Annotated in this window: 21 protein-coding genes and 1 tRNA gene; 19 read left to right on the top strand and 3 right to left on the bottom strand. The window is 63.8% G+C overall.

The features are described 5' to 3' along the window. The first annotated feature begins 51 nt into the window (after positions 1-51). The 11 genes from rpmF to ASF90_RS03355 all read left to right on the top strand — a co-directional run bounded on the left by rpmF (position 52) and on the right by ASF90_RS03355 (position 9,866). Entirely contained in the window at positions 52-246 is a 195-nt protein-coding gene (gene rpmF, locus ASF90_RS03405; RefSeq protein ID WP_010368401.1) for a 50S ribosomal protein L32, read from the top strand. A gap of 89 nt (positions 247-335) precedes the next feature. Beyond that, complete coding sequence (locus ASF90_RS03400) at positions 336-1,313, top strand: beta-ketoacyl-ACP synthase III (RefSeq protein WP_055845834.1); 978 nt, start codon at positions 336-338, stop codon at positions 1,311-1,313. A gap of 629 nt (positions 1,314-1,942) precedes the next feature. Beyond that, the gene (fabD, locus tag ASF90_RS03395; RefSeq protein WP_055845831.1) at positions 1,943-2,887 is read left to right on the top strand and encodes an ACP S-malonyltransferase; all 945 of its coding nucleotides are present in this window, start codon (positions 1,943-1,945) and stop codon (positions 2,885-2,887) included. Positions 2,888-2,969: 82 nt separating this feature from the next. Further along, positions 2,970-3,713, top strand: coding sequence for a 3-oxoacyl-ACP reductase FabG (fabG, locus tag ASF90_RS03390; protein WP_055845828.1), 744 nt, complete (start codon positions 2,970-2,972; stop codon positions 3,711-3,713). A 156-nt stretch (positions 3,714-3,869) separates the two neighbouring features. Further along, positions 3,870-4,109: an acyl carrier protein gene (gene acpP / locus ASF90_RS03385; RefSeq protein ID WP_002814322.1), complete on the top strand. Its 240-nt coding sequence runs from the start codon at positions 3,870-3,872 to the stop codon at positions 4,107-4,109. A gap of 141 nt (positions 4,110-4,250) precedes the next feature. After that, a complete protein-coding gene (fabF, locus tag ASF90_RS03380) occupies positions 4,251-5,486 on the top strand; it encodes a beta-ketoacyl-ACP synthase II (RefSeq protein ID WP_055845825.1) in 1,236 nt (411 codons plus the stop codon). 175 nt (positions 5,487-5,661) lie between these two features. Next, a complete protein-coding gene (locus tag ASF90_RS03375; protein ID WP_055845821.1) occupies positions 5,662-7,017 on the top strand; it encodes an aminodeoxychorismate synthase component I in 1,356 nt (451 codons plus the stop codon). 60 nt (positions 7,018-7,077) lie between these two features. Then, positions 7,078-8,151: an endolytic transglycosylase MltG gene (gene mltG, locus ASF90_RS03370; protein ID WP_055845818.1), complete on the top strand. Its 1,074-nt coding sequence runs from the start codon at positions 7,078-7,080 to the stop codon at positions 8,149-8,151. Beyond that, the gene (locus ASF90_RS03365; RefSeq protein ID WP_055845815.1) at positions 8,148-9,107 is read left to right on the top strand and encodes a DNA polymerase III subunit delta'; all 960 of its coding nucleotides are present in this window, start codon (positions 8,148-8,150) and stop codon (positions 9,105-9,107) included. Before mltG ends, ASF90_RS03365 begins: the two co-directional genes overlap by 4 nt. Beyond that, the gene (locus ASF90_RS03360) at positions 9,104-9,457 is read left to right on the top strand and encodes a PilZ domain-containing protein (protein WP_003483889.1); all 354 of its coding nucleotides are present in this window, start codon (positions 9,104-9,106) and stop codon (positions 9,455-9,457) included. The genes ASF90_RS03365 and ASF90_RS03360 overlap by 4 nt, the downstream gene beginning before the upstream one ends. Positions 9,458-9,791: 334 nt before the next feature. Beyond that, positions 9,792-9,866: transfer RNA gene (locus tag ASF90_RS03355), tRNA-Val, on the top strand. Positions 9,867-10,202: 336 nt separating this feature from the next. Here the strand turns inward: ASF90_RS03355 and ASF90_RS03350 are convergent. Next, positions 10,203-10,904: a LytTR family DNA-binding domain-containing protein gene (locus ASF90_RS03350; protein WP_055845811.1), complete on the bottom strand. Its 702-nt coding sequence runs from the start codon at positions 10,902-10,904 to the stop codon at positions 10,203-10,205. Then, positions 10,892-12,589 carry a sensor histidine kinase gene (locus ASF90_RS03345; protein ID WP_055845809.1) on the bottom strand — a complete coding sequence of 566 codons (1,698 nt, stop codon included), beginning with the start codon at positions 12,587-12,589 and terminating at the stop codon, positions 10,892-10,894. The genes ASF90_RS03350 and ASF90_RS03345 overlap by 13 nt, the downstream gene beginning before the upstream one ends. A 132-nt stretch (positions 12,590-12,721) precedes the next feature. Between ASF90_RS03345 and ASF90_RS21295 the strand changes: the two genes are divergently transcribed. Then, the gene (locus ASF90_RS21295) at positions 12,722-14,332 is read left to right on the top strand and encodes an alpha/beta fold hydrolase (RefSeq protein ID WP_193552995.1); all 1,611 of its coding nucleotides are present in this window, start codon (positions 12,722-12,724) and stop codon (positions 14,330-14,332) included. A gap of 386 nt (positions 14,333-14,718) precedes the next feature. Continuing rightward, the gene (locus ASF90_RS03335) at positions 14,719-15,045 is read left to right on the top strand and encodes a hypothetical protein (RefSeq protein WP_055845806.1); all 327 of its coding nucleotides are present in this window, start codon (positions 14,719-14,721) and stop codon (positions 15,043-15,045) included. 135 nt (positions 15,046-15,180) lie between these two features. Here the strand turns inward: ASF90_RS03335 and prpR are convergent, their stop codons facing one another. After that, a complete protein-coding gene (prpR, locus tag ASF90_RS03330) occupies positions 15,181-16,779 on the bottom strand; it encodes a propionate catabolism operon regulatory protein PrpR (RefSeq protein ID WP_055846323.1) in 1,599 nt (532 codons plus the stop codon). Between the two features lie 145 nt (positions 16,780-16,924). On the opposite strand from prpR, the gene prpB reads away from it, so the two are divergent. From prpB to ASF90_RS03300, 6 genes are all read left to right on the top strand, one after another. Continuing rightward, on the top strand, positions 16,925-17,821 hold the full coding sequence (gene prpB, locus ASF90_RS03325) for a methylisocitrate lyase (protein WP_055846320.1): 897 nt from the start codon (positions 16,925-16,927) through the stop codon (positions 17,819-17,821). A 72-nt stretch (positions 17,822-17,893) separates the two neighbouring features. Next, positions 17,894-19,048: a 2-methylcitrate synthase gene (prpC, locus tag ASF90_RS03320; RefSeq protein WP_055845804.1), complete on the top strand. Its 1,155-nt coding sequence runs from the start codon at positions 17,894-17,896 to the stop codon at positions 19,046-19,048. 215 nt (positions 19,049-19,263) lie between these two features. Further along, positions 19,264-21,858, top strand: a complete 2,595-nt coding sequence (gene acnD / locus ASF90_RS03315) for a Fe/S-dependent 2-methylisocitrate dehydratase AcnD (protein WP_055845801.1) — start codon at positions 19,264-19,266, stop codon at positions 21,856-21,858. An 8-nt stretch (positions 21,859-21,866) separates the two neighbouring features. Further along, the gene (locus ASF90_RS03310) at positions 21,867-22,430 is read left to right on the top strand and encodes a hypothetical protein (RefSeq protein WP_055845798.1); all 564 of its coding nucleotides are present in this window, start codon (positions 21,867-21,869) and stop codon (positions 22,428-22,430) included. Between the two features lie 116 nt (positions 22,431-22,546). Further along, the gene (prpF, locus tag ASF90_RS03305; protein ID WP_055845795.1) at positions 22,547-23,746 is read left to right on the top strand and encodes a 2-methylaconitate cis-trans isomerase PrpF; all 1,200 of its coding nucleotides are present in this window, start codon (positions 22,547-22,549) and stop codon (positions 23,744-23,746) included. Positions 23,747-24,169: 423 nt separating this feature from the next. Next, positions 24,170-26,386, top strand: a complete 2,217-nt coding sequence (locus ASF90_RS03300; protein WP_055845792.1) for a TonB-dependent receptor — start codon at positions 24,170-24,172, stop codon at positions 26,384-26,386. The last annotated feature ends 29 nt before the right edge of the window (positions 26,387-26,415 follow it).

The raw sequence follows: 26,415 nt of genomic DNA, 5'->3' as shown, positions 1-26,415 counted from the left end.
GTGCTGTTCGACTCAACAGACAAGTTATCGAACTAAAGTTGGAGCAATCCCATGGCTGTGCAGAAATCCCGTGTCACCCCGTCGCGTCGCGGCCAGCGTCGTTCGCACGATGCCCTCACCGCCAAGCAGCTGTCGACCGATCCGACCAGCGGCGAGATCCATCTGCGCCACCACATCACCGCTGACGGTTACTACCGCGGCAAGAAGGTGATCACGACCAAGTCGTCGGCCGTCCAAGAAGATTGATCCGTGGCGCCCGCCGCAGTTTTGTTGGCGGGTGACCCTCGATACTTCCGGAGCCGCCAATCACCGCGGCTCTTGCACCAGGAAACAGCATGAGCAAGCGGATCTATTCAAGAATCGCGGGCACGGGTAGCTATTTGCCCGAAAAGGTGTTGACCAACGACGATATGTCCAAGATCGTCGACACCAGCGATGAATGGATCTTCTCGCGCACTGGTATCCGTGAGCGTCACATCGTCGCCGACGACCAGACCACCAGCGATCTGGCGTATTTCGCCTCGCTGAAGGCGATGGAAGCGGCCGGCGTCACCGCCGACGAGATCGATCTGATCGTCATCGGCACCACCACGCCCGACCTGATCTTTCCGTCCACTGCCTGCCTGCTGCAGGCGCGGCTGGGCAACGTCGGTTGCGGTGCGATGGACGTCAATGCCGCCTGTTCGGGCTTTGTCTACGCGCTCAGCGTGGCTGACAAGTTCGTGCGCAGTGGCGACGCAAAGACCGTGCTGGTGGTAGGTGCGGAAACCCTGACCCGTATCGTCGACTGGACCGACCGCACCACCTGCGTGCTGTTCGGCGACGGCGCTGGCGCAGTGATCCTCAAGGCCGACGAAGAGACCGGCATCCTCAGCACCCATCTGCATGCCGATGGCAGCAAGAAAGAGCTGCTGTGGGACCCGGTGGGCGTATCGGTCGGTTTCGGCGAAGGCAAGAATGGTGGCGGTACGTTGCTGATGAAGGGCAACGACGTCTTCAAATATGCGGTCAAGGCGCTGGATTCGGTGGTCGATGAGACCCTGGCGGCCAACGGCTACGACAAGCACGACCTGGATTGGCTGATCCCGCATCAGGCCAATCTGCGCATCATCGAAGCCACCGCCAAGCGGCTGGATCTGCCGATGGAGCAGGTGGTTGTCACCGTGGATCGCCACGGCAACACTTCGTCGGCCTCGGTGCCGCTGGCGCTGGACGAAGCGGTCCGCTCGGGTCGCGTGCAGCGTGGCCAATTGCTGCTGCTGGAAGCGTTCGGTGGTGGATTTACCTGGGGCTCGGCGCTGCTGCGCTACTGAGTTCCGCAGACCCTGCCGCCTCGGCGGTGGACAGGGTCTGACGCTGTCGGGGCGATGCGTCCTGCAGAAACGACGTCAAACGCGCTGTGATCGCTGGACCGTGCTCCAGCGTTAAGCCGCATTGCCGCTGCAATCGGCCGGTCTGGCTCGGTCTCTTCATCTCTTCGTATGCTGCTGTGGCTTGGGTGCCGTGCGTCCTGGGTCGCGCCGTGGCGGCAATTCCGCGCGCGGTCCTGCATGTGCGGCGGATCGGCGAGGTGCATGCGTATCCAGTCAATGTTCCGCGAGTTGGCTTGGCTGCAACCAAACTGTGCTGATCCCAAGCGACAACGCTCGCTTGTTTTGAGGCAGCTTTGCGATGCCGATACGCCCATGCGCGACCATTGTTGGGGCACTCTGCAAGCCTCTGCCGCACGCAATGCAGGGGCCGCCTTCAGTAGTGCATTGGCTCTGACGCTGGTATTAGCCGGTCTGCTTGGACCGGTTTACCGATGGCCATCTCGGCCCGCGGCGGTGGTTGGTCCAGCCCGGCCAGGTGTTGCCGTAGGCCGGGCTGCATACGCGGCAGTACAGACGCTAGAGCGATTTCGCACGTATCATCCCGGCTCGATTTTTGCTGGCAGCCGCGCGTGACTGAATCCACTCTCGCCTTCGTTTTCCCCGGTCAGGGGTCGCAGTCTTTGGGGATGCTGGCCGAACTATCCGAATTGCATCCGCAGATTCGCGAAACGTTTGCCGAAGCCTCGGAGGGTGCTGGTGTCGACCTCTGGGCGCTGTCCCAGGGCGGCCCGGAAGAAATGCTCAACCGCACCGAGTACACCCAGCCGGCGCTGCTGGCGGCGGGCGTGGCGGTGTGGCGGCTGTGGACTGCGCAGCGTGGCGCGCGCCCGGTCGTGTTGGCTGGGCATAGCCTGGGCGAATACACCGCGTTGGTCGCTTCTGGTGCCTTGTCGCTGCATGACGGCGCGCACCTGGTGCGGCTGCGCGGGCAGTTCATGCAGGCCGCAGCGCCGGCCGGTGTCGGTGCGATGGCCGCCGTGTTGGGTGCCGAAGACGCCCTGGTGCTGGAAGTCTGCGCCGAGGCGGCAGGCAGCCAGGTGGTGGTGCCTGCCAACTTCAATTCGCCCGGCCAGATCGTGATCGGCGGCGATGCGGCGGCGGTGGATCGTGCGCTGGCCTTGCTGGCCGAGCGCGGCGTGCGCAAGGCGGTCAAGCTGGCGGTGAGCGTGCCGTCGCACACTCCGCTGATGCGCGATGCGGCCAATCAACTCGGCGAAGCGATGGCGGGGTTGGCCTGGCACGCTCCGCAGATTCCGGTGGTGCAGAACGTCGATGCGCGCGTGCACGAGGGCAGCGCGGCGATTCGCCAGGCCTTGGTCGAGCAGCTCTACCTGCCGGTGCAGTGGACCGGCTGCGTGCAGGCGCTGGCGGCCCAGGGCATCACCAAGATCGCCGAATGCGGCCCGGGCAAGGTGTTGAGCGGGCTGATCAAGCGCATCGACAAGAGCCTGGACGCCCGCCCGCTGGCCACGCCAGCCGATTACGCCGGCGCGCTCGACGCGTGGGTGCACTGATCCGACGCACATGCCGGTGGTACCGGCATCCCTCGACGCTCGCGGCACTGATCGCAGCGTCCCCCTTCGAGGAACAGTAGTCATGAGCAAGCCTCTGCAGGGCGAAATCGCCCTCGTCACCGGCGCCAGTCGCGGCATCGGCGCGGCCATTGCCGACACCTTGGCCGCCCAGGGCGCCACCGTGATCGGTACCGCCACCTCGGCCTCCGGCGCCACGGCCATCGGCGAGCGGCTGGCGGCCCATGGCGGCCACGGTCGCGAACTCAACGTCACCGATGGGGCGGCGGTCGATGGCCTGATCGAGGCGATCGGCAAGGAATTCGGCGCCATCTCGATTCTGGTCAACAACGCCGGCATCACCCGCGACAACCTGTTGATGCGGATGAAGGACGACGACTGGCAAGCCATCATCGACACCAATTTGACCAGCGTGTTCCGCACCTCCAAGGCGGTGATGCGCGGCATGATGAAGGCGCGCAAGGGCCGCATCATCAATATCGCCTCGGTGGTCGGTGTAACCGGCAATCCGGGGCAGACCAACTACGCCGCGGCCAAGGCCGGCATCATCGCGTTCTCCAAGTCGCTGGCCAAGGAAATCGGTTCGCGCGGGATTACCGTGAATGTGGTGGCGCCCGGTTTCATCGATACCGACATGACCAAGGCGTTGCCGGAGGAGGCCAAGGCCGCCTTGCTGCAGCAGATCGCGCTCGGTCACCTGGGTGCGCCGGAGGACATCGCCAACGCGGTGGCGTTCCTGGCCGGCCCGACCGCCCGCTATATCACCGGCGAGACCCTGCACGTCAACGGTGGCATGTACATGCCGTGAGCGTGCGCCGCCGGGAGGCGCTAAGTGGCTGATCGGCCGGGACTTGTGATGCAATGCAAGGCTCGGGCGCTTCCACTACACTATCCAACGCGGCCATCGCAGCGGCGATGGCGTTTTTTTCGTACCACCACTACTCCAGCTGGAGCGATATCCCCAATGAGCACCATCGAAGAACGCGTCAAGAAAATCGTCGTCGAACAACTCGGCGTCAAGGAAGAGGAAGTCACCACCAGCGCATCGTTCGTCGATGACCTGGGTGCCGACTCGCTGGACACCGTCGAGCTGGTGATGGCGCTGGAAGAAGAGTTCGAGTGCGAGATCCCGGACGAAGAGGCCGAGAAGATCACGTCGGTCCAGCAGGCGATCGACTACGTCAAGGCTCACGTCAAGAGCTGATGCGTTGTTCCTGACTGCGGTGGCGTGCATTACGCCGCTGCTGCGTCAGACATTCCATGGGGCCGCTGATGCGGCCCTGTGTTTTTCAAGCGTCACCCGCAAACCGCAAGCACCGTCCGTTCCGTGGTGAGGAGATCTGCAATGAGTCGTCGTGTTGTCGTTACCGGCATGGGCATGGTGTCGCCGCTGGGCAATGATCTGGCCAGCAGCTGGGATGGGATCATCCACGGGCGCTCAGGCATTGGCCCGATCACGCAGATCGATGCGTCGCAGTTCACCACCAAGATTGCCGGCGAAATCAAGAATTTCGACCCCACGCTTTTTGTGTCCGCCAAGGACGTCAAAAAGATGGATTCGTTCATCCACTACGGTGTCGGCGCCTCGTTCATGGCGTTGGACGATTCCGGCCTGGTCATCGACGAAAGCAATGCCGAACGCGTTGGCGCCATTCTCGGCTCCGGCATCGGCGGGCTGCTCGGTATCGAAGAGCAGACCATCAAATTTCATGAGGGCGGCGCGCGCAAGATCTCGCCGTTCTATGTGCCCAGCACCATCATCAACATGCTGCCGGGCCAGGTCAGCCTGATCAAAGGCCTGAAGGGCCCGACGTTCTCGGCCGTATCGGCGTGCGCCACGTCCAATCACTCGATCGGCACGGCGATGCGCATGATCCAGTACGGCGATGCCGACGTGATGCTGGCCGGCGGCGCCGAGCGCGGGTCCTCGCCGAGCTCGGTGGGCGGGTTCTGCGCGATGAAGGCGATGTCCACCCGTAACGACGACCCTACCGCTGCATCGCGTCCCTGGGACAAGCAGCGCGACGGCTTCGTGCTGGGCGACGGCGCCGGCGTGTTGGTGCTGGAAGAGTACGAACACGCCAAGGCGCGTGGCGCGCGCATCTATGCCGAGTTGGTCGGCTTCGGCGCCAGCTCCGACGCGTTCCACATGACCGCCCCCAGCGAAGACGGCGAAGGCGCGGCGCGCAGCATGGTGGCTGCCATGCGCGATGCCAAGCTCAATCCCGAGCAGATCGGTTACCTCAACGCGCACGGTACCTCCACGCCGCTGGGCGATCTGGCCGAAACGCTGGCGATGAAGCGCGCGTTGGGCGACCACGCCTACAAGACCATGGTCAGCTCGACCAAGTCGATGACCGGCCACCTGCTCGGCGCGGCCGGCGGTGTGGAAGCGATCTTCTCGGTGATGGCGCTGCACACCGGCATCATCCCGCCGACCATCAACCTGGAAGAACCCAGCGAAGGCTGCGACCTGGATTACGTGCCGAACGTGGCGCGCGAAGTCCAGGTGGATGCGGTGATGTCCAACGGCTTCGGCTTTGGCGGCACCAACGGCACACTGGTGTTCAAGCGCGTCTGAGTCGGCGCGTCTGCGCGCTCGCATGGCGCGTCACGCAACAGTCCTTGGCCGCCGCGCGCACTGCGTTCGTGCGTCCAACTGGACAGTGTTGGCTTGACCTAATCCTGATCCACGCACCGCGCGCGCTGCCTTTTGGAAGGCGGCGCGCTTTTGCATCTCACGCCACCCCGGACCGATGACGCTCACCCGATCACTGCACGCGGACATCGATTTGCTGGCGCTGCATCGGTTGGCGCCGCAGCGTTACCCGGCGTTGCTGGAATCCACCGCTTCCGGTACCGAGCATGGGCGCTGGGATGTGCTGTTGCTGGCAGATGGCGCCAGCCTGCGGCTGGATCCGGATGGCGTGACGCGCAATGGCGATGGTCAAGCGCTCGAATGTAATTTTTTGGACGCGCTGGATGCCGCCTGGCACGCCGAACGGCTGCCGCGCGATGCGACCAGCGCATTGCCGTTTCGTGGCGGCTGGGCGCTATTGCTGGACTACGAATTGGCCGCGCAGGTCGAGCCGATCCTGCAGCTGCCTGCGCGGACCGACCGCCTGCCGAGCGCGCTCGCCTTGCGTGCGCCGGCAGCGGTGTTGCGCGATCGCGTGGACGGGCGCTGCATCGCGCTGGCCGAACCGGGGCGCGAGGATTTGCTAAATCGCATCGACGACGACATAGCCGCCTGCGCTGCGCTGCCGCCGTTGCCGGCCTGGGTCGGGCCGGTTGCGGTGGACGAAGACGTGCCCGAGCGCTTTACCGATGCGGTGCAGCGGGTGCTCGATTACCTGCGTGCCGGCGATGTGTTCCAGGCCAATATCTCGCGCGCCTGGAATGCAAGCTTTGCCGCGGCGGTGGATCCGGCGGCGCTACACGCCCGGTTGCGTTCGGCCAACCCAGCGCCGTTCGCCGGCGTGTTTGTGGCGGCCGGGCGCGCGGTGGTGAGTTCTTCGCCCGAGCGGCTGGTATCGGTGCACGGCGATGCGGTGCAGACGCGCCCGATCGCCGGGACGCGCGCGCGCTTTGTCGGCGACGACGATGCGGCGCGCATCCGCGAGCTGGTCGGCCACCCGAAAGAACGCGCCGAGCACGTCATGCTGATCGACCTGGAGCGCAACGACCTGGGCCGGATCTGCGTGCCCGGCACGGTCGAGGTGGACGAGCTGATGGCGGTGGAAAGCTATGCCCACGTGCATCACATCGTCAGCAACGTGCGTGGCCGTCTGCGCGCCGGGGTCACGCCGGGCGAGGTGATCGCGGCGGTGTTTCCGGGTGGCACGATTACCGGCTGCCCGAAGGTGCGCTGCATGCAGATCATCGCCGAGCTCGAACAGACCGCGCGCGGCGCCTACACCGGCGCGTTGGGCTGGCTCAACCGCGACGGCGACATGGATCTGAACATCCTGATCCGCACCGCGGAGGTGGCGGGTGCGCAGGTGCGCTTCCGCACCGGCGCCGGCATCGTGGTGGACTCGGACCCGCAACGCGAGTTGGATGAAACCCGCGCCAAGGCACGGGGCGTGCTGCGTGCGATCGAGCCGACGTGAGCGCTTCAACGGGACATCACCGGCGCGCGGTATCCTGCGCGGCGCTAGGGCAATGACGAGGTGGGTGTGGCGGTGACTGGCAAACGCGGATGTCTGGCCGTGCTGGGCACGGCAGTGCTGCTCGTAGCGCTGCTGGCGATTGCCGCGCTGGTGGCATGGCGGCATTACCTGCACTTCGCGCAGACGCCGGTGAGCGCCACGGCGCCCAGCGTGGTGATTGCGCCGGGCGATTCGCTCAGGGCCACCTTGCGCAAATTGCGCGAGGCCGGCATCGCGCAAGGCACCGATCTGGAATGGCAGCTGCTGGCGCGCCAAGTCGATGCGGCCGGCAAACTCAAGGTGGGCGAGTACGCGTTGGCGCCGGCCCTGTCGCCGCGCGAATTGCTCGGTCGCATGCGCCAGGGGCGGGTGATCCAGTACCGTTTCACGATCGTGGAAGGCTGGAATTTCCGCCAGTTGCGCGCCGCGTTGGCCACCGCCACGCCATTGCAGCAGACCATCGGCAACCTGGATGACGCCGCGCTGATGGCGCGGGTAGGGGTTGCCAATCAGCATCCGGAAGGCCGCTTCCTGCCGGAGACCTATCTGTATCAACGCGGCGACAGCGATCTGGATGTGCTCAAACGCGCCCATGCGGCGATGGACAAGGCGCTGGCGCAGGCCTGGGAGCAGCGCGCCGCCAACTTGCCGCTGACCTCGCCAGAGCAGGCGCTGATCCTAGCGTCCATCATCGAAAAGGAAACCGCACTGGGCAGCGAGCGGCCGTTGATCGCCGGGGTGTTCCTGCGTCGCCTGCAACTGGGCATGAAGCTGCAGACCGACCCCACCGTGATCTACGGCATCGGCAGCAGCTACGACGGCAACATCCGCCGTCGCGACCTGACCACCGACACCCCGTACAACACCTATACCCGCACCGGCCTGACCCCCACGCCGATCGCCATGCCCGGCCGCGAGGCACTGCTGGCAGCGGTGCGCCCGGCACCCGGTGATGCGCTGTATTTCGTGGCCGTTGGCGACGGTACCGGCGCGCATGCGTTTTCGGCCACCCTGGCCGACCATAACGCGGCGGTGGCGCGTTACCTGCAGCGCCGCCGTCTGCCGAACATGCCGCAACCGGAGCCCACGCCATGACCGCCGTGTTTTCGCCCTGGCAGCAGCGCGCCTTCGACCAGACCGTGGCAGCGCTGGATGCCGGTCGGCTCGGACACGGGCTGCTGATCTGCGGCCCGGAAGGGTTGGGCAAGCGCGGCGTGGCGTTGGCGCTGGCCGAGCACGTGCTGGCCAGCTCGCCGGACCCGGCGTTGGCGCAGCGCACGCGGCAATTGATCGCCGCCGGCACCCATCCGGATCTGCAGCTGATCTCGTTCATTCCCAATCGCACCGGCGACAAGCTGCGCACGGAAATCGTCATCGAGCAGGTGCGCGAGGTGTCGCAAAAGCTGTCGCTGACGCCGCAGTACGGCATCGCCCAGGTGGTGATCGTCGACCCGGCCGATGCGATCAATCGCGCCGCCTGCAATGCCTTGCTCAAGACCCTGGAAGAGCCCTCGCCGGGTCGCTACCTGTGGCTGATCAGCGCGCAGCCGGCGCGTTTGCCGGCCACCATCCGCAGCCGTTGCCAGCGTCTGGAATTCAAGCTGCCGCCCGCGCACGAAGCACTGGACTGGTTGCTGGCACAAGGCATCAGCGAGCGTGTCGCGCAGGATGCCCTGGAGGCCGCACGCGGCCACCCCGGGCTGGCCGCACAGTGGTTGCGCGAGGATGGCCTGACGGTGCGTCGCGCGGTGGCGCAGGACCTGGAGCAGATCGCCAGCGGCCGCGCCGGTGCGGTAGAGGTTGCGCAGCGCTGGACCAACGACGGCCAGGCCGATCAGCGTCTGCGGCATGCCGCAGACCTGGCGTTGGCGCAGGCCTCGGCCGGCTTGACCGATCCATCGCGGTTGCACAAGCTGGCGACCTGGTTCGACGCCGCCAATCGCACACGCGATCTGCTGCGCACCACCGTCCGCGCCGACCTGGCAGTGACGGAATTGCTGCTGGCCTGGCGCGATGGAGCGCACCAGACACGTTCTAGGGGAACTCGATGAGTGCAATGAATGCACGCCAAGGCATTTTGTCGCTGGCGTTGAAAGACAAGCCGGCGCTCTACAGCGCGTACATGCCGTTCGTCAAAGGCGGCGGCATTTTCGTGCCCACGCCCAAGCGCTACATGCTGGGTGACGAAGTTTTCCTGCTGCTGACCCTGCCCGATTCCAGCGAGCGCCTGCCGGTGGCCGGCAAGGTGATCTGGACCACGCCTGCGGGCGCGCAGGGCAATCGCGCCGCGGGCATCGGCGTGCAGTTCCCAGACGGCCCGGAAGGCGAGGCGGTGCGCAACAAGATCGAAACCCTGCTGGCCGGCCTGACCACCTCGGACAAGCCGACGCATACGATGTGATGCGGTTGTTGTTGGACATGCGGCCGGCCGCCGGCCGCCGGCCGCCGCACAACTGCAGCGGCAGGGTTGCCACTGATCGCAGTGCGCTGACTGCGGTGTAGGTGAGACTCCTGCCAGGTGGGAATGAGCCATCAGGAGCCAGGCAAGTGATCGGCTTGGCGCTACGGCAAGGCCGTTAACGTGCGTGGTGCCGGGCAGAGAGGGGCAGCGCCGCCGGCTGGCGGGAGGAGGCCGGCGTCTACAAACTGAAGTGGTTTTCAGTAGGCATCCACCGGGTCGAACGCGGCTGTTGACGATTGCTGCAGCTGCCCTATAATGTGCGGCTCGCGTCACCGGGCGGTTAGCTCAGCGGTAGAGCATTGCCTTCACACGGCAAGGGTCACAAGTTCGAACCTTGTACCGCCCACCAATTCAAACCCCTGATTCTGTCAGGGGTTTTTTATTGTCTGCGAACGGCAGCCTTGGCCGGGCAGTTCAACTCGCCGATATCCCTTTAAGTTGCTTTGCTGGTGCGTTCATCTCCACTCGGGGCCTCATGCAGATTTGCATGTCATGCAACTGATCTTGCGCAGCAGACTCAGCCAAGTGTTCTTCCTGGCAAGCAGGAGCAGCAAGGGGAGCAAGCATTAGCGGCCATCCGCTGGATTGGACTCTGTAGTCGTTTGTCGATTGATCTTGTGACGCGGAGACTGTTGTACAGCGTCTTGGCGATAGATAGCCACGCATTCAATCGCCATATCGGCCTTCATCCGATGCCAAGTTGCCGGCGCAACTCTGCGAGATAGGATCGCCCCACAGGTAATTCCGCGCCGTTCGCCAGCACGAGCCAATACCGACTACCGGAGCAGGAATGCAGCGTGCGGATATTTCGCATATTGACTAGATACGAGCGATGACAGCGAACAAAATCGTCGGGGAGCATCGCTGTTAGAGCCGCCAGCGATTTGTCATGTAGCTCGCTGCGGCCATCTACTAAGCGTAGCTCGCTATACTCGCCATCTGCGCGTATCCACATCACATGCGCAAGCTCGACCAGTGCGGTGCCCTGTGCGCGCCAGATGCCAAGGTAACGTGTGCGTCCGCAGCGGTGGCGACCTGCATCCAGTAAACGGTCCAGCGCTTGGCCAAGTCGCTCACGGGTGAATGGCTTTGGCACGAAATCCAGAACGCCATGTTCAAACGCCTGTACCGCACGGTCGCGATGCGCCGATACAACCACGCATTGATAGCGTCCCGCTACCGCTCTGCGCAGCAAGTCAAAGCCGTCCTCGCCACCTAGGTTGAGATCAAGCAGCAAGCCGTCGTAAACATTTCGCTGCAGCCGGTCACCGGCGGATTCCAGATCGGCTGACGTATCGAACCGTGCCCGGGTACCAGCCAGCTCACCGCATAGCCTTAGGAGCCGTTGACGAATCAATTGTTCGTCTTCAACGATCAGGATGCGCATCGAAGCTCGATCCGGCTGCGCCAGTCGTCACCTTCAACGCCTTGAGCGAACGTCCAGTTACCCGGAAATGCAGCGGCGAGACTCGCTTCGATGTACTGCGCACCAGTGCCGTGTCCACGGTGCGGGGCATGTCCGCGCGCGCTGCGTAGTTCCAGGATCCACCATCCATTTTCATTCTGGACGCGGAGTCGAAATGGCCGTTTTGCGCAGGCCATGGCACCAGCGTGCGTCAGTGCATTTTCCACCTGTGCATGCAAGACACCCGGTGGGATCGATAGGTAAAGATTGGCAGCGTCAATGTCCAGTGTCATCGGGTGATCGAGTGCCAGAGAGATGATGTCCAGATGGTTGCGGCATAGCGCCAGCTCTTGTTCCAATGGCACGCATTGATGGCCGCTGCTTTCGCGCAACCGGTCGAACTGTTCGGCAAGCGATTCCACTAACCGACTCGCACGCGCTGGTGATTGGTCGATCAGTTCCTGTAGGCAGGTCAGGGTGTTCATCAGCCAATGCGGCTGGATACCTCGCTGCAGCAACTGCAGCGAAAGCCGCGCACCCTCTTCGCGCAGCGCTGCGTTGTGCATGTCCAGTTCGCGCAGGCGAGTGGCGTGGCGAACCAGCAGATAGCCCATCAGCACTGTCAACATCAGAAAGTACGGACCATCCAGAAACGCATTGCCCAGCAATGGCATCGAGAGCGCGCCGGCCAGAAGGAGCGCCATGATCGGCCAGCGTTCGTGGCGTTCGTCGCGGGCATGTCGCAACAACCAGACAGAGCCCAGTAGGCTGAGCAGGAGCACGGCGGCACTGCGGCTGTCGAAGCTGGGCAGGCAGGTAGCGGCCGCCAGCATGACCAGATAACCCAAGCGGTAGCTCATTGGGATCGCCACCCTAAACTGGCGCGCTAGGTAGGCAGGTAGCAGGATGGCCGCCGCGAGGTGCAGTGCGAGCAGGATGAGCAGGCGCGGGCCATGCCACGGGTATGCATAGCCCAGCAACGGACGCCATGCTTCGATGGCAGGCGTTGCCAGGCCAATCGTGCACAGGGCAAGCAGAAACGATCCAGCAGGTGCTCTGGCTTTCCCACGCAGAGCCAGGAAGTAGAGGCAGGCAGCCGCGAGAGCACCCATGGCCAACGCTGCAATCAACCATGGCCAGACCAGATGCCTGCCATGATCGGCGAGCGATGTGATCTCCACCGACGCATCGGTCGCGTACATGCCTGGCCACTGGTGGTGGCTGGAAGCCAGCACGAGCAGTTCATCCACGCCGCTGCCTGCCGAAGGTGGCAGCACGTGGACACTGTCGATCAGGCCGGGGTGTTCCTGCTCACCCGTCCGACCCACGATGCCATTTGCGGGTAACGGGTGACCGTTCCAGTACGGTTGACTGGCTGCTCGCAATGAGATCCGCAGCACATGGCTGGCACCGTCCGCTGGTTGCGTAAGTTGCCAGCGCAGCCAGTAAGGACTCCGCCATCCTGCGAGTACATGGGAATTGAGTGGTTGCCAGTCCAAGGAGCCAGGCACCGTCGGTAGAGCCTTGCTGGATTCTCCAGGTGGCACCTGTGCCATCTCTGCGGCCAGAACCTGTGTGCGCGTGGTGGCGGGTGTTGATGCCGCAAGCCACGCCGCGACCGTGAGCAGCAGTGCGGTGAGCGCAGTCAGGGTCCTGATGATCGGCATTGCGCCATCATAGTGGTGCCCCGGAGACGCTGGGCACCTGGCTGGAGACGTTCGAAGGACTGGCAAGGTCTGCATGCTGCGCTTGCGCACATGCTGACGGCTCCCTTGAAGATGTCTAAACCGGAGTTGGTCATGTCAGCCACCCTCCAGCGCGCGTTCGGCCTCCGTCGATGGCTTTTCATTGGCCTGGCGCTCTGCGGCGCAGTGCCCCTGTGCTGTCATGCGGCGCCTGGTCCGATGACGTTTGTGCCCTACGAATTTGAGACCGAGCACCACGGCACCTTCGCTGCCGAAGTCGCGTTCCTGGAGGTGCCGCGCCGGCACGCGGACCCGGCCGGGCCGCTCCTACGGCTGCGTGTGGTGCGCCTGCGGGCGACCACGGGCAAGGTGGATGCCGCGCCGGTGATCTACCTGGCAGGTGGGCCAGGCGGGTCCGGTGTCGCGGCGGCACGTGGTGCCCGTTGGCCAGTGTTTGATCAGGTGCGGAAGCATGCCGACGTTCTGCTGCTCGATCAGCGCGGCACCGGTCTTTCAGAGGTTCCGCCGACGTGTCCGTACAAATACCGGTTTGACGACGCAAAGCCTCTGCAGCGCGACACCGCGCTCGTGGCGCTACGTACCACGGCTGCTCGCTGCATCGCATATTGGCAGGCAAACGGGGTTGACCTGGGTGCATACACATCACAAGAGAGTGCGGCCGATCTCGAAGACCTGCGGCGTGCATTGGGCGTGCGGCAAGTCAGTCTGTGGGGTATGAGCTATGGCACCCACTTGGCACTTGCTGGTGTCCGGCAGCATGGCGAACGTATCAGCCGGGTGGTATTGATGGGAGCGGAGGGGCCTGACGACACGCTGAAATTACCGCTGGCGGCGGATGCCGTGCTTGCGGATCTGAGTGGATACGCTAAGCAGGCCGGCTTCGCCGATCTGTCTGGCAGTGCCGCGCGCGTTGTGAGCGCGCTACGACAGAGGCCTGCGCTGGGACGTAGCTTCATGCATCGTGGCAGACAGGTGATGATCGGTGGTTACGATGCGCAGCTTGCAATCGCAGCCGCACTCGGACGTCGCTCTACCCAACAGTTATTACCACTGGCACTGCGCAGTGCGGAGCAGGGCAATTACGACCTGCTTGCAAGCTTTGTGCTGGCCATTCGCGAGGAGCTAGGCGAGTTCAAGGCCATGCCGCTGGCGATGGAGGCTGCATCTGGAGCGAGCATCCAGCGGCGAAGCGTGGCCGCGGAACAGGCCAGTGAGAGCTTGTTTGGTGATGCACTGAATTTTCCGTTTGCTGTTGTCGACAATCCGGGGTTTATGGATCTGGGCGATAGCTTTCGCGCGCCTCTGCAGAGCAGCGTCCCGGCTCTTTTTATCGCTGGCACCCTTGATGGCCGGACGCCGCTGGCAAACACCAACGCACTGTCGCCTGGCTTTAGTCACGCCCGACGTCTGCTCATCCACGGTGCCAGTCATGACGATGAGCTATGGCTGGGAAGTCCAACGGTCGCTGCAAAAATCGCCGATTTCCTTGCTGGCCGTCAGGTCGCCGATACCGAGCTGGCTATCGCTCCGCCGGTATTTGCCAGGAACAGCGTGGATCTACTTGCGGTGGCCGTTGGAATCACGCCGCAAGTAGCGTGGGCTGTCATGGCTGGTGTGGCGACTGGGTTGATTGGAGCGATTATCTTGCTTCTGAGATGGCGCCGAAGCACAAAGTTGCGCCGCGTTGCGTGGAAGGGGCGATAGCGCATACGGACGAGGGTTTCCTCACTTCATCGCGTGCCTCTGCCGGCGACAGGTTCACGGTGCGAGGCGGCGTGACTGAATCAAGGTGCTGAGCGCTGAACTCGCGCCCGCAGTTCTTCCTCGTCCTGCTCAGTCTTCTAGTCGAAGCGATTCGTGCTCTGCAGGTGCAGAGCTTGCTCCGATTGCTTTGTTTGCCCTGGATCGTCCACGGTTGGGCGAGATCATCTGGACCTCGGCCAAGCGCCGTAGACGCGATCCATGAGTGCAGGAGATCTGGCGCGTAATTGCTATCCAGTGCACACATTTGTTTCTGGTTGTGCTTGCTTGTTGCGGGTTAGGCGAGGACTTGCCATTCTGCAAGGCCATGTGTTGAGGAACGAGTGTCGATGAAGGCGCTGCTTGGAAATGCTCTTGTTGCGATGTTGTTGTTGGCCGGGTGCGCGCGCGATGTTGGCGAGCAGTACGTGGGCAAGTGGGTCAATGTGAAGTCGCAGAAGAATGTGCTGAGCATCGAGCACAATGGCGAGAGCTTCATCATTCGCGATACCACGCCGGAGCTGTTCGGGAGCGGCGTGAGGACCCGAAATTATCCGGCGCTGCTGACCAAGGGTGTGCTGCAGGTGTCAAGCGGCAGCGGCACGGTCAATTACGCGATCGACGAGGCGACGGGTCGACTGAGCACGGGCGATACCGAGTACACGCGTATCAAGTGATCGCCGTATCGGCGCGTGCGTGCTGATTGTCGTGCTCAGCCGCGTGTCATGCATGCTGCATGCAGCGGTGCATCACCTGATATGCGGCATTGCCCCTGTCCTACCTGTGCTGAAAGCCGAGCCAACGTGCAGTGTTCAACGCTGTGGCGCCATCGCCTGTGCCTGCATCCAGCGCCACAAGGTGGTGCGCGAAACGCCGAGTGCCTGGGCGGCGAGGGTACGGTTGCCGTTGGCGCGTTCCAGTGCCGTGCGCACCGCTGCGGCGGTGAGTTGCAGGCGCGATGCTGCAAGCTCGGTGTGCGCCTGTGGTGCAGGGGCGCTGACGTGTGCGTCGAACAGTTCCGGCGCCCAGCGTCGGAGTTGTTCCAGGCTCAGGTGGTCGTGCGCTTGTGCCTTCCAGTGAATGCATAAGCGTTCAACCAGGTTGCGTAGTTCGCGCACATTGCCCGGCCATGCATGCTGTTGCAGCCGGTGCAGTGCTGCGGGCGACAATGGCGATGCGATGCTGCCCAATTGCTGAAAATAATGCGTCAGCAGCATCGCAATGTCGTCGGGGCGGTGGCGTAACGGCGGCAGTGCGATGCGTAGTGCGTTCAAGCGATAGAACAGGTCGCGGCGAAAGCGCCCTTGTTCGACCAGGGAATGCAGATCCTGCAGGCTGGCTGCGATCACGCGCACATCCACGGCAATTGGCACGGTGGCGCCGACGCGCAGTACTTCGCGCTCTTCCAATACGCGGAGCAGGCGCGTCTGTAGCGGCATCGGCAATTCGCCGATTTCGTCGAGAAACAGCGTGCCATCCTGCGCGGCTTCGATCAGGCCGGTGTGGCCGCCGCGGCGTGCGCCGGTGAAGGCGCCATCGCTGTAGCCGAACAATTCCGCTTCCAGTAGCGATTCGGTGATGGCGCCGCAATTGATCGCGACAAAGCGGCCGCGCCGGCGACTGCCGGCATGCAGTTGTCGGGCGACCAACTCCTTGCCGGTCCCGGTCTGGCCGCTGATCAACACGGTGCCCGCGTGCGGCGCATACAACTGCACCAGCTCGCGGACGTGCACCATTGCCGTGTCGTCGCCGAGCAGTGCATCGCTGCGGCGTGTCCGTCGTGCGTTGCTGCGGGCGGCTGGGCGTTCCTGGCTGGAAGCAGTGCCTAATGCGATGGCGTTTTCCAGCGCGTGACGGACCGAATCTGCCGAATACAGCAGCACGCCGGGCAGGCCGGCCTGCTCGGCGAAATCGATCGCCATGCCGGTGCCGACGATGACCTGGATACCGCCGGCACGCAGGTCGGCAATGCAGTCGCGCGCGTCCTCGGCGGTGACGAAGCGGCGATGTTCGATGTCCAGGTCGAAGCTGCGCTGGAAGGCGTGGAATGAGGGAACGTCGCTGGCATGGGTCACCACGCCGATGCGTGGCGCGATGCGGCGCGCACGCGCCAACGCTTCCATCAGGTCGAAGCCGGTGGCCTGGATCGGCGCCAGCGGCAGCGCAAGCCGGCTGCGCAGGTAGGCGGCGTTGGAGCCGCCAGCGACCAGGACGTCGCAGCGCTCGCGGCGCAGGCGCTGGCCGATGACGTCCACGGCGTCGGCAAAGCCAAGGTTGATCTGCTCGATCCGCGCGCGCTGGTCGAATTCGGGGATGACGTCGGCAAGCAGGCCGGTCAGTCGCGACACGCTGACGGTCCAGATCACCGGTGGCGATGTGTCTGCCGGGTCGGCCGGGGAGGGGTTACGCATCGACATTGGCGTGTTCCATGGATGTTTCATGTTGCACTACGTGTTGCATATCCGCAACGATTCGCTGACAGTGCTCAATGGAATCAAGTGCTTGCGATTGGCACAGGGTTTGCGAACTATCCGTTATCCCATCCCAGGAATCGCCATGACGTCCTCGCCCATTTCTTCCGCCGGCACCCGCTTTCGCGCGGCGCTGGCCGCCGAGTCGCCGCTGCAGGTCATCGGTGCGATCAATGCCAACCATGCGCTGCTGGCCCAGCGTGCCGGGTATCAGGCCATCTATCTGTCGGGCGGCGGCGTGGCGGCGGGTTCGTTGGGGCTGCCGGATCTGGGCATCAATACGCTGGAAGATGTGCTGATCGATGTGCGCCGCATTACCGATGTGTGCGGGTTGCCGCTGCTGGTGGACGTGGACACCGGCTTCGGGCCGAGCGCGTTCAACATCGAGCGCACCATCAAATCGCTGATCAAGGCGGGCGCGGCCGGTTGCCATATCGAAGACCAGGTCGGCGCCAAGCGCTGCGGGCATCGGCCGGGCAAGGAGATCGTCAGTCAGGGCGAGATGGTTGACCGGGTCAAGGCGGCGGCCGATGCCAAGACCGACCCGGCGTTCTTTTTGATCGCGCGGACCGATGCCATCCAGATGGAAGGCGTGGACGCGGCGATCGAGCGCGCCATAGCCTGCGTGGAAGCGGGCGCCGATGGCATCTTTGCCGAGGCCGCCTACGACCTGGACACCTACAAGCGCTTTGTCGATGCGGTGGGCGTGCCGGTGCTGGCCAACATCACCGAGTTCGGCAAGACGCCGCTGTTTACGCGCGACCAACTGGCCGCTGCCGGCGTGGCGATCCAGTTGTTTCCGCTGTCGGCATTTCGTGCGGCCAACAAGGCCGCCGAGGATGTCTACACCGCGATCCGCCGCGATGGCCATCAACAAGCGGTACTGGAAACCATGCAGACGCGCGAAGAACTGTACGAACGCATCGGCTACCACGATTACGAACAACGCCTGGATGCACTGTTTGCACGCAAAGGCGCATGATCGCCGCTTGCTGCGTCCACCTGGTCACTCCTCCGTGACACCGCAACACGCCACAGCTTGGGAGCTCATCGCATGAACGACACCACCATTCCCGGTTTCAAGCCGAAAAAATCCGTTGCCCTGTCTGGTACTGCTGCAGGCAACACCGCGCTGTGCACCGTGGGGCGCAGCGGCAACGATCTGCACTATCGCGGTTACGACATTCTGGATCTGGCAACCACCAGCGAGTTCGAGGAAATTGCGTACCTGCTGGTGCACGGCAAGTTGCCCAATAGCGGCGAATTGCGCGGTTACAAGGCCAAGTTGCGATCGCTGCGTGGCGTGCCGGCCGCCGTGAAAGCGGCGCTGGAGCAACTGCCGCCGTCGGCACACCCGATGGATGTGATGCGCACCGGAGTCTCGGTGCTGGGCTGCCTGCAGCCAGAAAAGGACGACCATAACCATCCGGGCGCGCGCGACATCGCCGACAAGCTGATGGCGTCGTTGGGCTCGATGCTGCTGTATTGGTATCACTACAGCCACAACGGCAAGCGCATCGAAGTGGAAACCGATGACGATTCGATCGGCGGGCATTTCCTGCATCTGCTGCACGGGTTTGCGCCGAAGGATTCATGGGTGCGTGCAATGCACACCAGCCTGATCCTGTATGCCGAGCACGAGTTCAACGCGTCCACGTTTGCATGCCGGGTGATCGCCGGCACCGGCAGCGATATGTATAGCGCCATCGCCGGTGGCATCGGCGCGCTGCGCGGACCCAAGCACGGCGGCGCCAACGAAGTGGCCTTCGAAATACAGAAGCGCTACGACACCCCGGATGAAGCGGAAGCCGATATCAAGGCGCGCGTGGAGCGCAAGGAAGTGGTGATCGGCTTCGGCCACCCGGTGTACACGGTGTCCGACCCGCGTAACAAGGTGATCAAGGACGTAGCGCGCGAGCTGTCCGATGCTCAGGGTAGTCGCAAGATGTACGACATTGCCGAGCGCCTGGAAACGGTGATGTGGGACATCAAGAAGATGTTCCCCAACCTGGATTGGTTCAGTGCGGTGAGCTACCACATGATGGGCGTGCCGACGGCGATGTTTACGCCGCTGTTCGTGCTGGCCCGCACGGCCGGTTGGAGCGCGCACATCATCGAGCAGCGCGTGGACGGCAAGATCATTCGCCCGTCGGCTAACTACACCGGGCCGGAAGATCAGGTCTTCGTGCCGTTGGATCAGCGCGCCTGACTGTGTGGACGGCGCTGGCCCTCATCCGCCCTTCGGGCACCTTCTCCCGCTTGCGGGAGAAGGGCGCCGCAGCCGCGCCGCGGTAGCAGCAGTGTCGGATAGCAGCACCGCAACAGCAACACCGCCACAGCAGCGCAATCGCAGCACTGCAACCGCACAGCAATAGCAGTACCGCAACCGCAAGAAACCTCGCCCGCCTTGTGATATCGCCAGCCATGAACAGCCAGTACCGCAAGCCCTTGCCGGGCACCTCGTTGGAGTACTTCGATGCACGCGCCGCAGTGGATGCGTTGCAGCCGGGCGCGTATGCAACGCTGCCATACACCGCGCGCGTGCATGCCGAAAACCTGGTGCGGCGCGCCGAGCCGCAGATGCTGGAGGCCTACCTGCGCCAGCTGATCGAGCGCAAGCGCGACCTGGATTTCCCCTGGTTTCCGGCGCGTGTGGTCTGCCACGACATCCTGGGGCAGACCGCGCTGGTGGATCTGGCCGGCTTGCGCGATGCCATCGCCGAGCAGGGTGGCGACCCGGCGCAGGTCAATCCGGTGGTGCCGGTGCAGTTGATCGTCGATCACTCGCTGGCAGTGGAATACGCCGGTTTCGACAAGCAGGCCTTTGCCAAGAATCGCAGCGTGGAAGATCGCCGCAATGCCGATCGCTTTCACTTCATCGAATGGACCAAGCGGGCGTTCGAGAACATGGAAGTGATTCCGCCGGGCAACGGGATCATGCATCAGATCAATCTGGAGAAGATGTCGCCGGTGATCTACACACTGGATGGCGTGGCGTTTCCGGATACCTGCGTGGGCACCGACAGCCACACCCCGCACGTGGATGCGTTGGGTGTGATCGCCGTGGGTGTCGGCGGGCTGGAAGCGGAGACCGTGATGCTGGGGCGCGCGTCGTGGATGCGGCTGCCCGACATCATCGGCGTTGAATTGTTGGGCCGTCCGGCGCCGGGCATCACCGCCACCGACATCGTGCTGGCCTTGACCGAATTCCTGCGCCAGCAGCGCGTGGTCGGTGCGTATCTGGAGTTTTATGGTGCCGGCGCCAGCGCGCTGACCATCGGCGACCGCGCCACCATCTCCAATATGACGCCAGAATTCGGTGCGACCGCGGCGATGTTTTACATCGACCAGCAGACTATCGACTACCTGCGGCTGACCGGCCGCGAGGACGCGCAGATTGCGCTGGTGGAAACCTACGCACGGCATACCGGCTTGTGGGCCGACGCTCTGGTCACCGCGCAGTACGAGCGCGTGCTGCAGTTCGACTTGTCGAGCGTGGTGCGCAACATGGCCGGCCCATCCAACCCGCACAAGCGGGTGGCGACCACCGAGCTGGCAAACCGCGGCATCGCCGCTGCGTGGGAAGACGTGCCAGGGCAGATGCCCGATGGCGCGGTGATCATCGCGGCAATCACCTCGTGCACCAATACCTCCAATCCACGCAACGTCATCGCGGCTGGCCTGCTGGCACGCAACGCCAATGCGCGTGGCCTGACCCGCAAACCGTGGGTGAAAAGTTCGCTGGCGCCCGGCTCCAAGGCGGTGCAGCTGTATCTGGAAGAGGCCGGCTTGCTGAGCGAGCTGGAGCAGCTGGGCTTCGGCATCGTGGCGTTTGCCTGCACCACCTGCAATGGCATGAGCGGCGCGTTGGATCCGGTGATCCAGCAGGAGATCATCGACCGCGACCTGTATGCGACGGCGGTGTTGTCGGGCAATCGCAATTTCGATGGGCGCATCCATCCGTATGCCAAGCAGGCGTTTCTCGCCTCGCCGCCGCTGGTGATCGCCTATGCCATCGCAGGAACGGTGCGCTTCGATATCGAAAAGGATGTGCTTGGCATCGATGCGGATGGCACACCGATCACGCTGAAGGATCTGTGGCCGAGCGATGCGGAGATCGACGCCGTAGTGGCGCGCAGCGTCAAGCCGGAACATTTCCGCAGCGTCTACGACCCGATGTTCAAGCGCAGTGTGGGGCAGGGCGCGCGCGTGAGCCCGCTGTACGACTGGCGCCCGACCAGTACCTATATTCGCCGTCCGCCGTATTGGGAGGGCGCGTTGGCCGGTGTACGCACGCTGCATGGCATGCGCGCGCTGGCGGTGCTGGGCGACAACATCACCACCGATCACCTGTCTCCCTCCAACGCCATCATGGCCAGCAGTGCGGCCGGCGAATACCTGGCGCAAATGGGCGTGCCGGAAGAAGACTTCAATTCTTACGCCACGCATCGCGGCGACCATCTCACCGCGCAGCGCGCCACCTTCGCCAACCCGAAGTTGGTCAACGAAATGGCCGTGGTGGATGGGCAGGTCACCGCCGGTTCGCTGGCACGGTTGGAGCCGGACGGGCAGGTCGTGCGCATGTGGGAGGCGATCGAAACCTATATGACGCGCAAGCAGCCGTTGGTCATCATTGCCGGCGCCGATTACGGGCAGGGTTCGTCGCGCGACTGGGCGGCCAAGGGCGTACGGCTGGCGGGCGTGGAAGCGATCGTGGCCGAAGGCTTCGAGCGGATCCACCGCACCAACCTGATCGGCATGGGCGTATTGCCGCTGGAATTTAAGCCGGGCACCGATCGCAAGACACTCGGTATCGACGGTAGCGAAACATTCGACGTGATGGGCGAGCGTACGCCAGGCGCAACGCTGACGTTATCGATCCATCGCCGCAACGGCGAGCAGCTGCAGGTGCCGGTGACCTGCCGTCTGGATACTGCGGAAGAAGTGGCGATCTATGAAGCCGGCGGCGTGTTGCAACGGTTTGCGCAGGATTTTCTGGAAGCGAGCAAGGTGGCGTAGGCATCGCTATGTCTTCGACACCACGATTGATTTTTATGTTGAAGCCGCCGCCGGACGTGCTTGACCTGATGGCTGGCGCGGTTGCTGCTCATGGCTTTGACACAGCACTTGGGGGAACACTCTTCGAAGTGTGTAATTGGCATCAATCGCTGAGTGACAGATATGAGGGCGTGGATGCGCGCGCGGCCATGCTGCGCGCTGGGAGCCGCGTCGATGCCGCCGCAGTGACGTTGCGCTTGAATCGCATCACCACCTCCGGCGCAGGTCCAATGCATTGCGCGTTTCGGGCATATGGCGTGCCTTCCGAGTTCACCGCGCTGCTGCAGGCGGTTGCTATGGCGCTGCAGGCAGAGCGGCTACCGCCTGGAGGCGGACATACCCCGCATATCACGATCAGCTACAAGGCGCCCACAAAGCTGGACGCGCGTATTCCGGCGATCGTCTGGCACAGCGACACCTTGCTGCTTGTCGAAGCTGGGGGAGCGCCGTATCGCTACACCCCCATCGTGCAATGGCCATTGCGTCCTGCTGCCGGATTGGGTGAGCAGGCGCAATGTTCGCTGCCGTTCTGAACGTCGAAAGACGGATCGGGCGTCAGCCACGCTCTCGGCTGCGCTAGCCATGCAAGGCGATACTGGCCCGCGTTGCGCTGACTGTCTCGCTACTTCGTTGCTTTCAAGGACCCTCCATGTCATTTGTTCCCCAACTCCGCATCCCCGCCACCTACCTGCGCGGTGGCACCAGCAAGGGCGTGTTTTTCCGCCTGCAGGATCTGCCGGTTGCCGCACAACAGCCGGGGCCGGCGCGCGATGCGTTGTTGCTTCGGGTGATCGGCAGCCCCGATCCGTATGCCAAGCAGATCGATGGCATGGGTGGGGCCACGTCCAGTACCAGCAAGAGCGTGATCGTCTCTGCCAGTACGCGTGCCGGGCACGATGTGGACTATCTGTTCGGGCAGGTGTCCATCGACAGCGCGTTTGTGGACTGGAGCGGCAACTGCGGCAACCTGTCGGCGGCGGTGGGGCCGTTTGCGATCGCCAATGGCCTGGTCGATGCGGCGCGGGTGCCGCACGATGGTGTGGCGACGGTGCGGATCTGGCAGGCCAACATCGGCAAGACCATCGTGGCGCACGTGCCGATGAGCGACGGCCAGGTGCAGGAAACCGGCGATTTCGAGCTGGATGGGGTGACCTTTCCCGCCGCCGAAGTGCAGCTGGAATTTCTCGACCCCGCCGATGCGGCCGAAGGCGAGGGCGGTGCGATGTTTCCCACCGGCAAGCTGATCGATCAGCTGGAGATTCCTGGCCTGGGCACGATCGCCGCCACGCTGATCAATGCCGGCATCCCGACCATTTTTGTCAACGCGCATGACCTGGGTTACACCGGCACCGAATTGCAGGACGCGATCAATGGCGATCCGCGGGCGCTGGCCATGTTCGAAACGTTGCGCGCGCATGGCGCGGTGCAGATGGGGTTGATTGCCAGCATCGACGAAGCCGCCACGCGCCAGCACACCCCCAAGGTCGCCTTCGTTGCGCCGCCCGCCGACTACACCGCCTCCAGCGGCAAGCCGGTGCTTGCTGGCGAGATCGATCTGCTGGTGCGTGCGATGTCGATGGGCAAGTTGCACCACGCGATGATGGGTACCGCCGCCGTCGCCATCGGGACCGCAGCGGCGGTTCCCGGCACCCTGGTCAATTTGGCCGCAGGCGGCGCGACGCGCTCGGCAGTGCGCTTCGGCCATCCGTCCGGCACCTTGCGTGTCGGTGCGGAGGCGACACTGGTGGACGGGCAGTGGCAGGTGACCAAGGCGCTGATGAGCCGCAGTGCGCGCGTGCTGATGGAAGGTTGGGTGCGCGTGCCGGGTGATGTTGCCAAGGTCGAGTGAACGGAAAACGGATGCATGTGGGTGGATGTCTCCGGTGGCGGGCGGAGCGGGGGCGTCTACGCCGGTTTAGAAATCTGCGGGCGGTCCATTGCGGCTTGTCTATGCGCTCGTCAATCGTTGCAGGGGACAGTCGTCGTGTAGGTGCTCATGGGGCTTGAGCGCGTGCGCGCCGCGCCGCGTGCCGCCGCCGGGCTCAGTGCGGCCAAGGCTGTTAGTGCTGCCGATGTGCTGAACACTGCCTGCTGAGACCCGTAACGCTCCAGCGCACAAATTGCACGGGGGTGTTGCATTAATTAGAACGCCATTTCTAATTATGAAAACTTTTTCGCACGGGCTCTGCCAAATTTGTGTAAATCGTGTTAATTCTGTTGCAACGCGGCATGGAAATCAGGCCGCTCCGCCAACCGAATTCGGAGTCTTCCCATGTCAGCCAGCCGGTCGCTCAAGATCAGCGCGCTTGCCGTTGCCGTCGTTTCCCTTCTGCCGCTCTACGCCGCCGCCCAGCAAGCGCCCAGCGCCGACGGTGTCGTGCGTCTGGATGCGGTCAAGGTCACGGTCGAGCGTCGCTCGGAAGACTCCAAGGATGTGCCGGTGTCCGCCAGTGTGTTGCGCCCGGAATTTCTGGACGCCATTTCCACCAGCGGCTCGGACATCCGCGTGCTGGCCGGCAAGGCGCCGAGCCTGAATATCGAATCGTCCAACGGCCGTGTGTTCCCGCGCGTGTACATCCGCGGCTACGGCAACACCGACTTCAATACCTACGCCTCGCAGCCGGTGTCGCTGATCTATGACGACGTGGTGCAGGAAAACGCCTTCCTGAAGGGCTTCCCGATCTTCGATCTGGAAGGCCTGGAAGTATTGCGTGGCCCGCAGGGCACCTTGTTCGGCCGCAATACGCCGGCCGGCGTGGTCAAGTTCAACTCGGTCAAGCCGACCATCGGCTCCAATGACGGCTACGCCAGCCTGTCATATGGCACTTACGGCACCATGACGCTGGAAAGCGGCCTGAGCATCGCGATGGGCGAGCATTGGGCGGCGCGTCTGTCCACCTTGGGCCAGCGCCGCGACGACTGGGTCGAAAACCGCGACGGCCGCGATCTGGAAGGCTATACCGACTCGGCGGTGCGCCTGCAGTTGCTGTACCAGGCCAGCGACGATTTCAGCGCATTGTTCAACGCGCATGCGCGCCATCTGGACGGCACCGCGCGCCTGTTCCGCGCCAACATCATCCAGCCCGGCACCAACCAGTTGGTGGATGGCTTTGACGCCGAAAAAGCCTTCATCGACGGCTCCAACACCCAGGAACTGCAGACCTATGGCGGCAGCGCCAATCTGACCTGGGACCTGGGCGACATCGCGCTGCACTCGATCACCGCCTATGAAGGCATCGGCAAGTACTACAGCCGTGGCGACATCGACGGCGGCTTCGGCGCGGTGTTTGCACCGCCGTCCGGCCCGGGTGTGATTCCGTTCCCGGTGGAAACCGCCGGCGGCATCAAGAGCCTGGACCAGTACAGCCAGGAACTGCGCGCCGAATCGCAGTACGAAGGCCCGCTCAATTGGCAGGCCGGCCTGTACTACTTCCACGACGATGTGGAAGGCGAAAACTACACCTACAACACCTTCAGCGGCGGCGATCTGGCCAGCTACCAGCTGACCCGCCAGCGCAATACCTCGTGGGCGGCGTTCGGCTCGTTGAACTACGCAGCCACCGACCGTTTGAACCTGCGCGCCGGCATCCGCTACACCTACGACAAGAAGACCTTCGACGTGTTGGCGCTGGATCGCGTCACGCTGGTCGAGCCGTCCAGCGGCGAGACCGACAACTCCAAGGTCACCGGCGACCTGGCCGCGACGTTCTCCATCAACGACGACGTCAACGTGTATGCACGTGCCGCACGTGGCTTCCGCGGCGCCAGCTTCGGCGTGCCCTCGGGCACCGCGCCGCTGACCGTGGCCGAGCCGGAGACGGTGGATTCGTTCGAGATCGGCATCAAGTCGGATCTGTTCGACAACCGCGCGCGTCTGAGCTTCGACATCTACGATTTCCGGGTGAAGAACCAGCAGCTCACTGCGGTGGGCGGCGCCTCCAACGATGTGCGTCTGCTCAACGCCGACAAGACCAAGGCACGTGGCGCGGAGTTCGATTTCGAAGCGTTGATCACCCAGAACCTGCGTGTCACCGCCGGTGGCGCCTACAACTGGACCCGCATCGACGACCCCAACCTGTCGGTGGGCGTGTGCCGCACCTGCACCGTGACCGACCCGCTCAATGCGGCCGGCCGCGCGCTGATCGACGGTAACGACCTGCCGCAGGCGTCCAAGTGGATGGCCAACGCCACGCTGCGTTACGGCATCCCGATGGGCGACGACGGCGAGCTCTTTTTCTACACCGACTGGTCCTACCGCAGCGAAGTGAATTTCTTCCTGTACGACTCCAAGGAATTCACCGGCCAGCCGCTGGTCGAAGGCGGTGCCAAGATCGGTTACAACTGGGGCGCAGGTGCGTACGAGTTGTCGGTGTTCTGCCGCAACTGCACCAACCAGATCCGCGTGACCGGTGCGATCGATTTCAACAACCTCACCGGCTTCATCAACGACCCGCGCATCGTTGGCGCGCAGTTCCGCGCCAACTTCTGATCGGCATCGGTGTACGGTAGAACGCGAAC

Origin of the sequence: Xanthomonas sp. Leaf148 (genome assembly GCF_001423585.1) — a bacterium.
Taxonomy (GTDB): Bacteria; Pseudomonadota; Gammaproteobacteria; order Xanthomonadales; family Xanthomonadaceae; genus Xanthomonas.
This window is presented reverse-complemented; position numbering and strand designations above follow the sequence as displayed.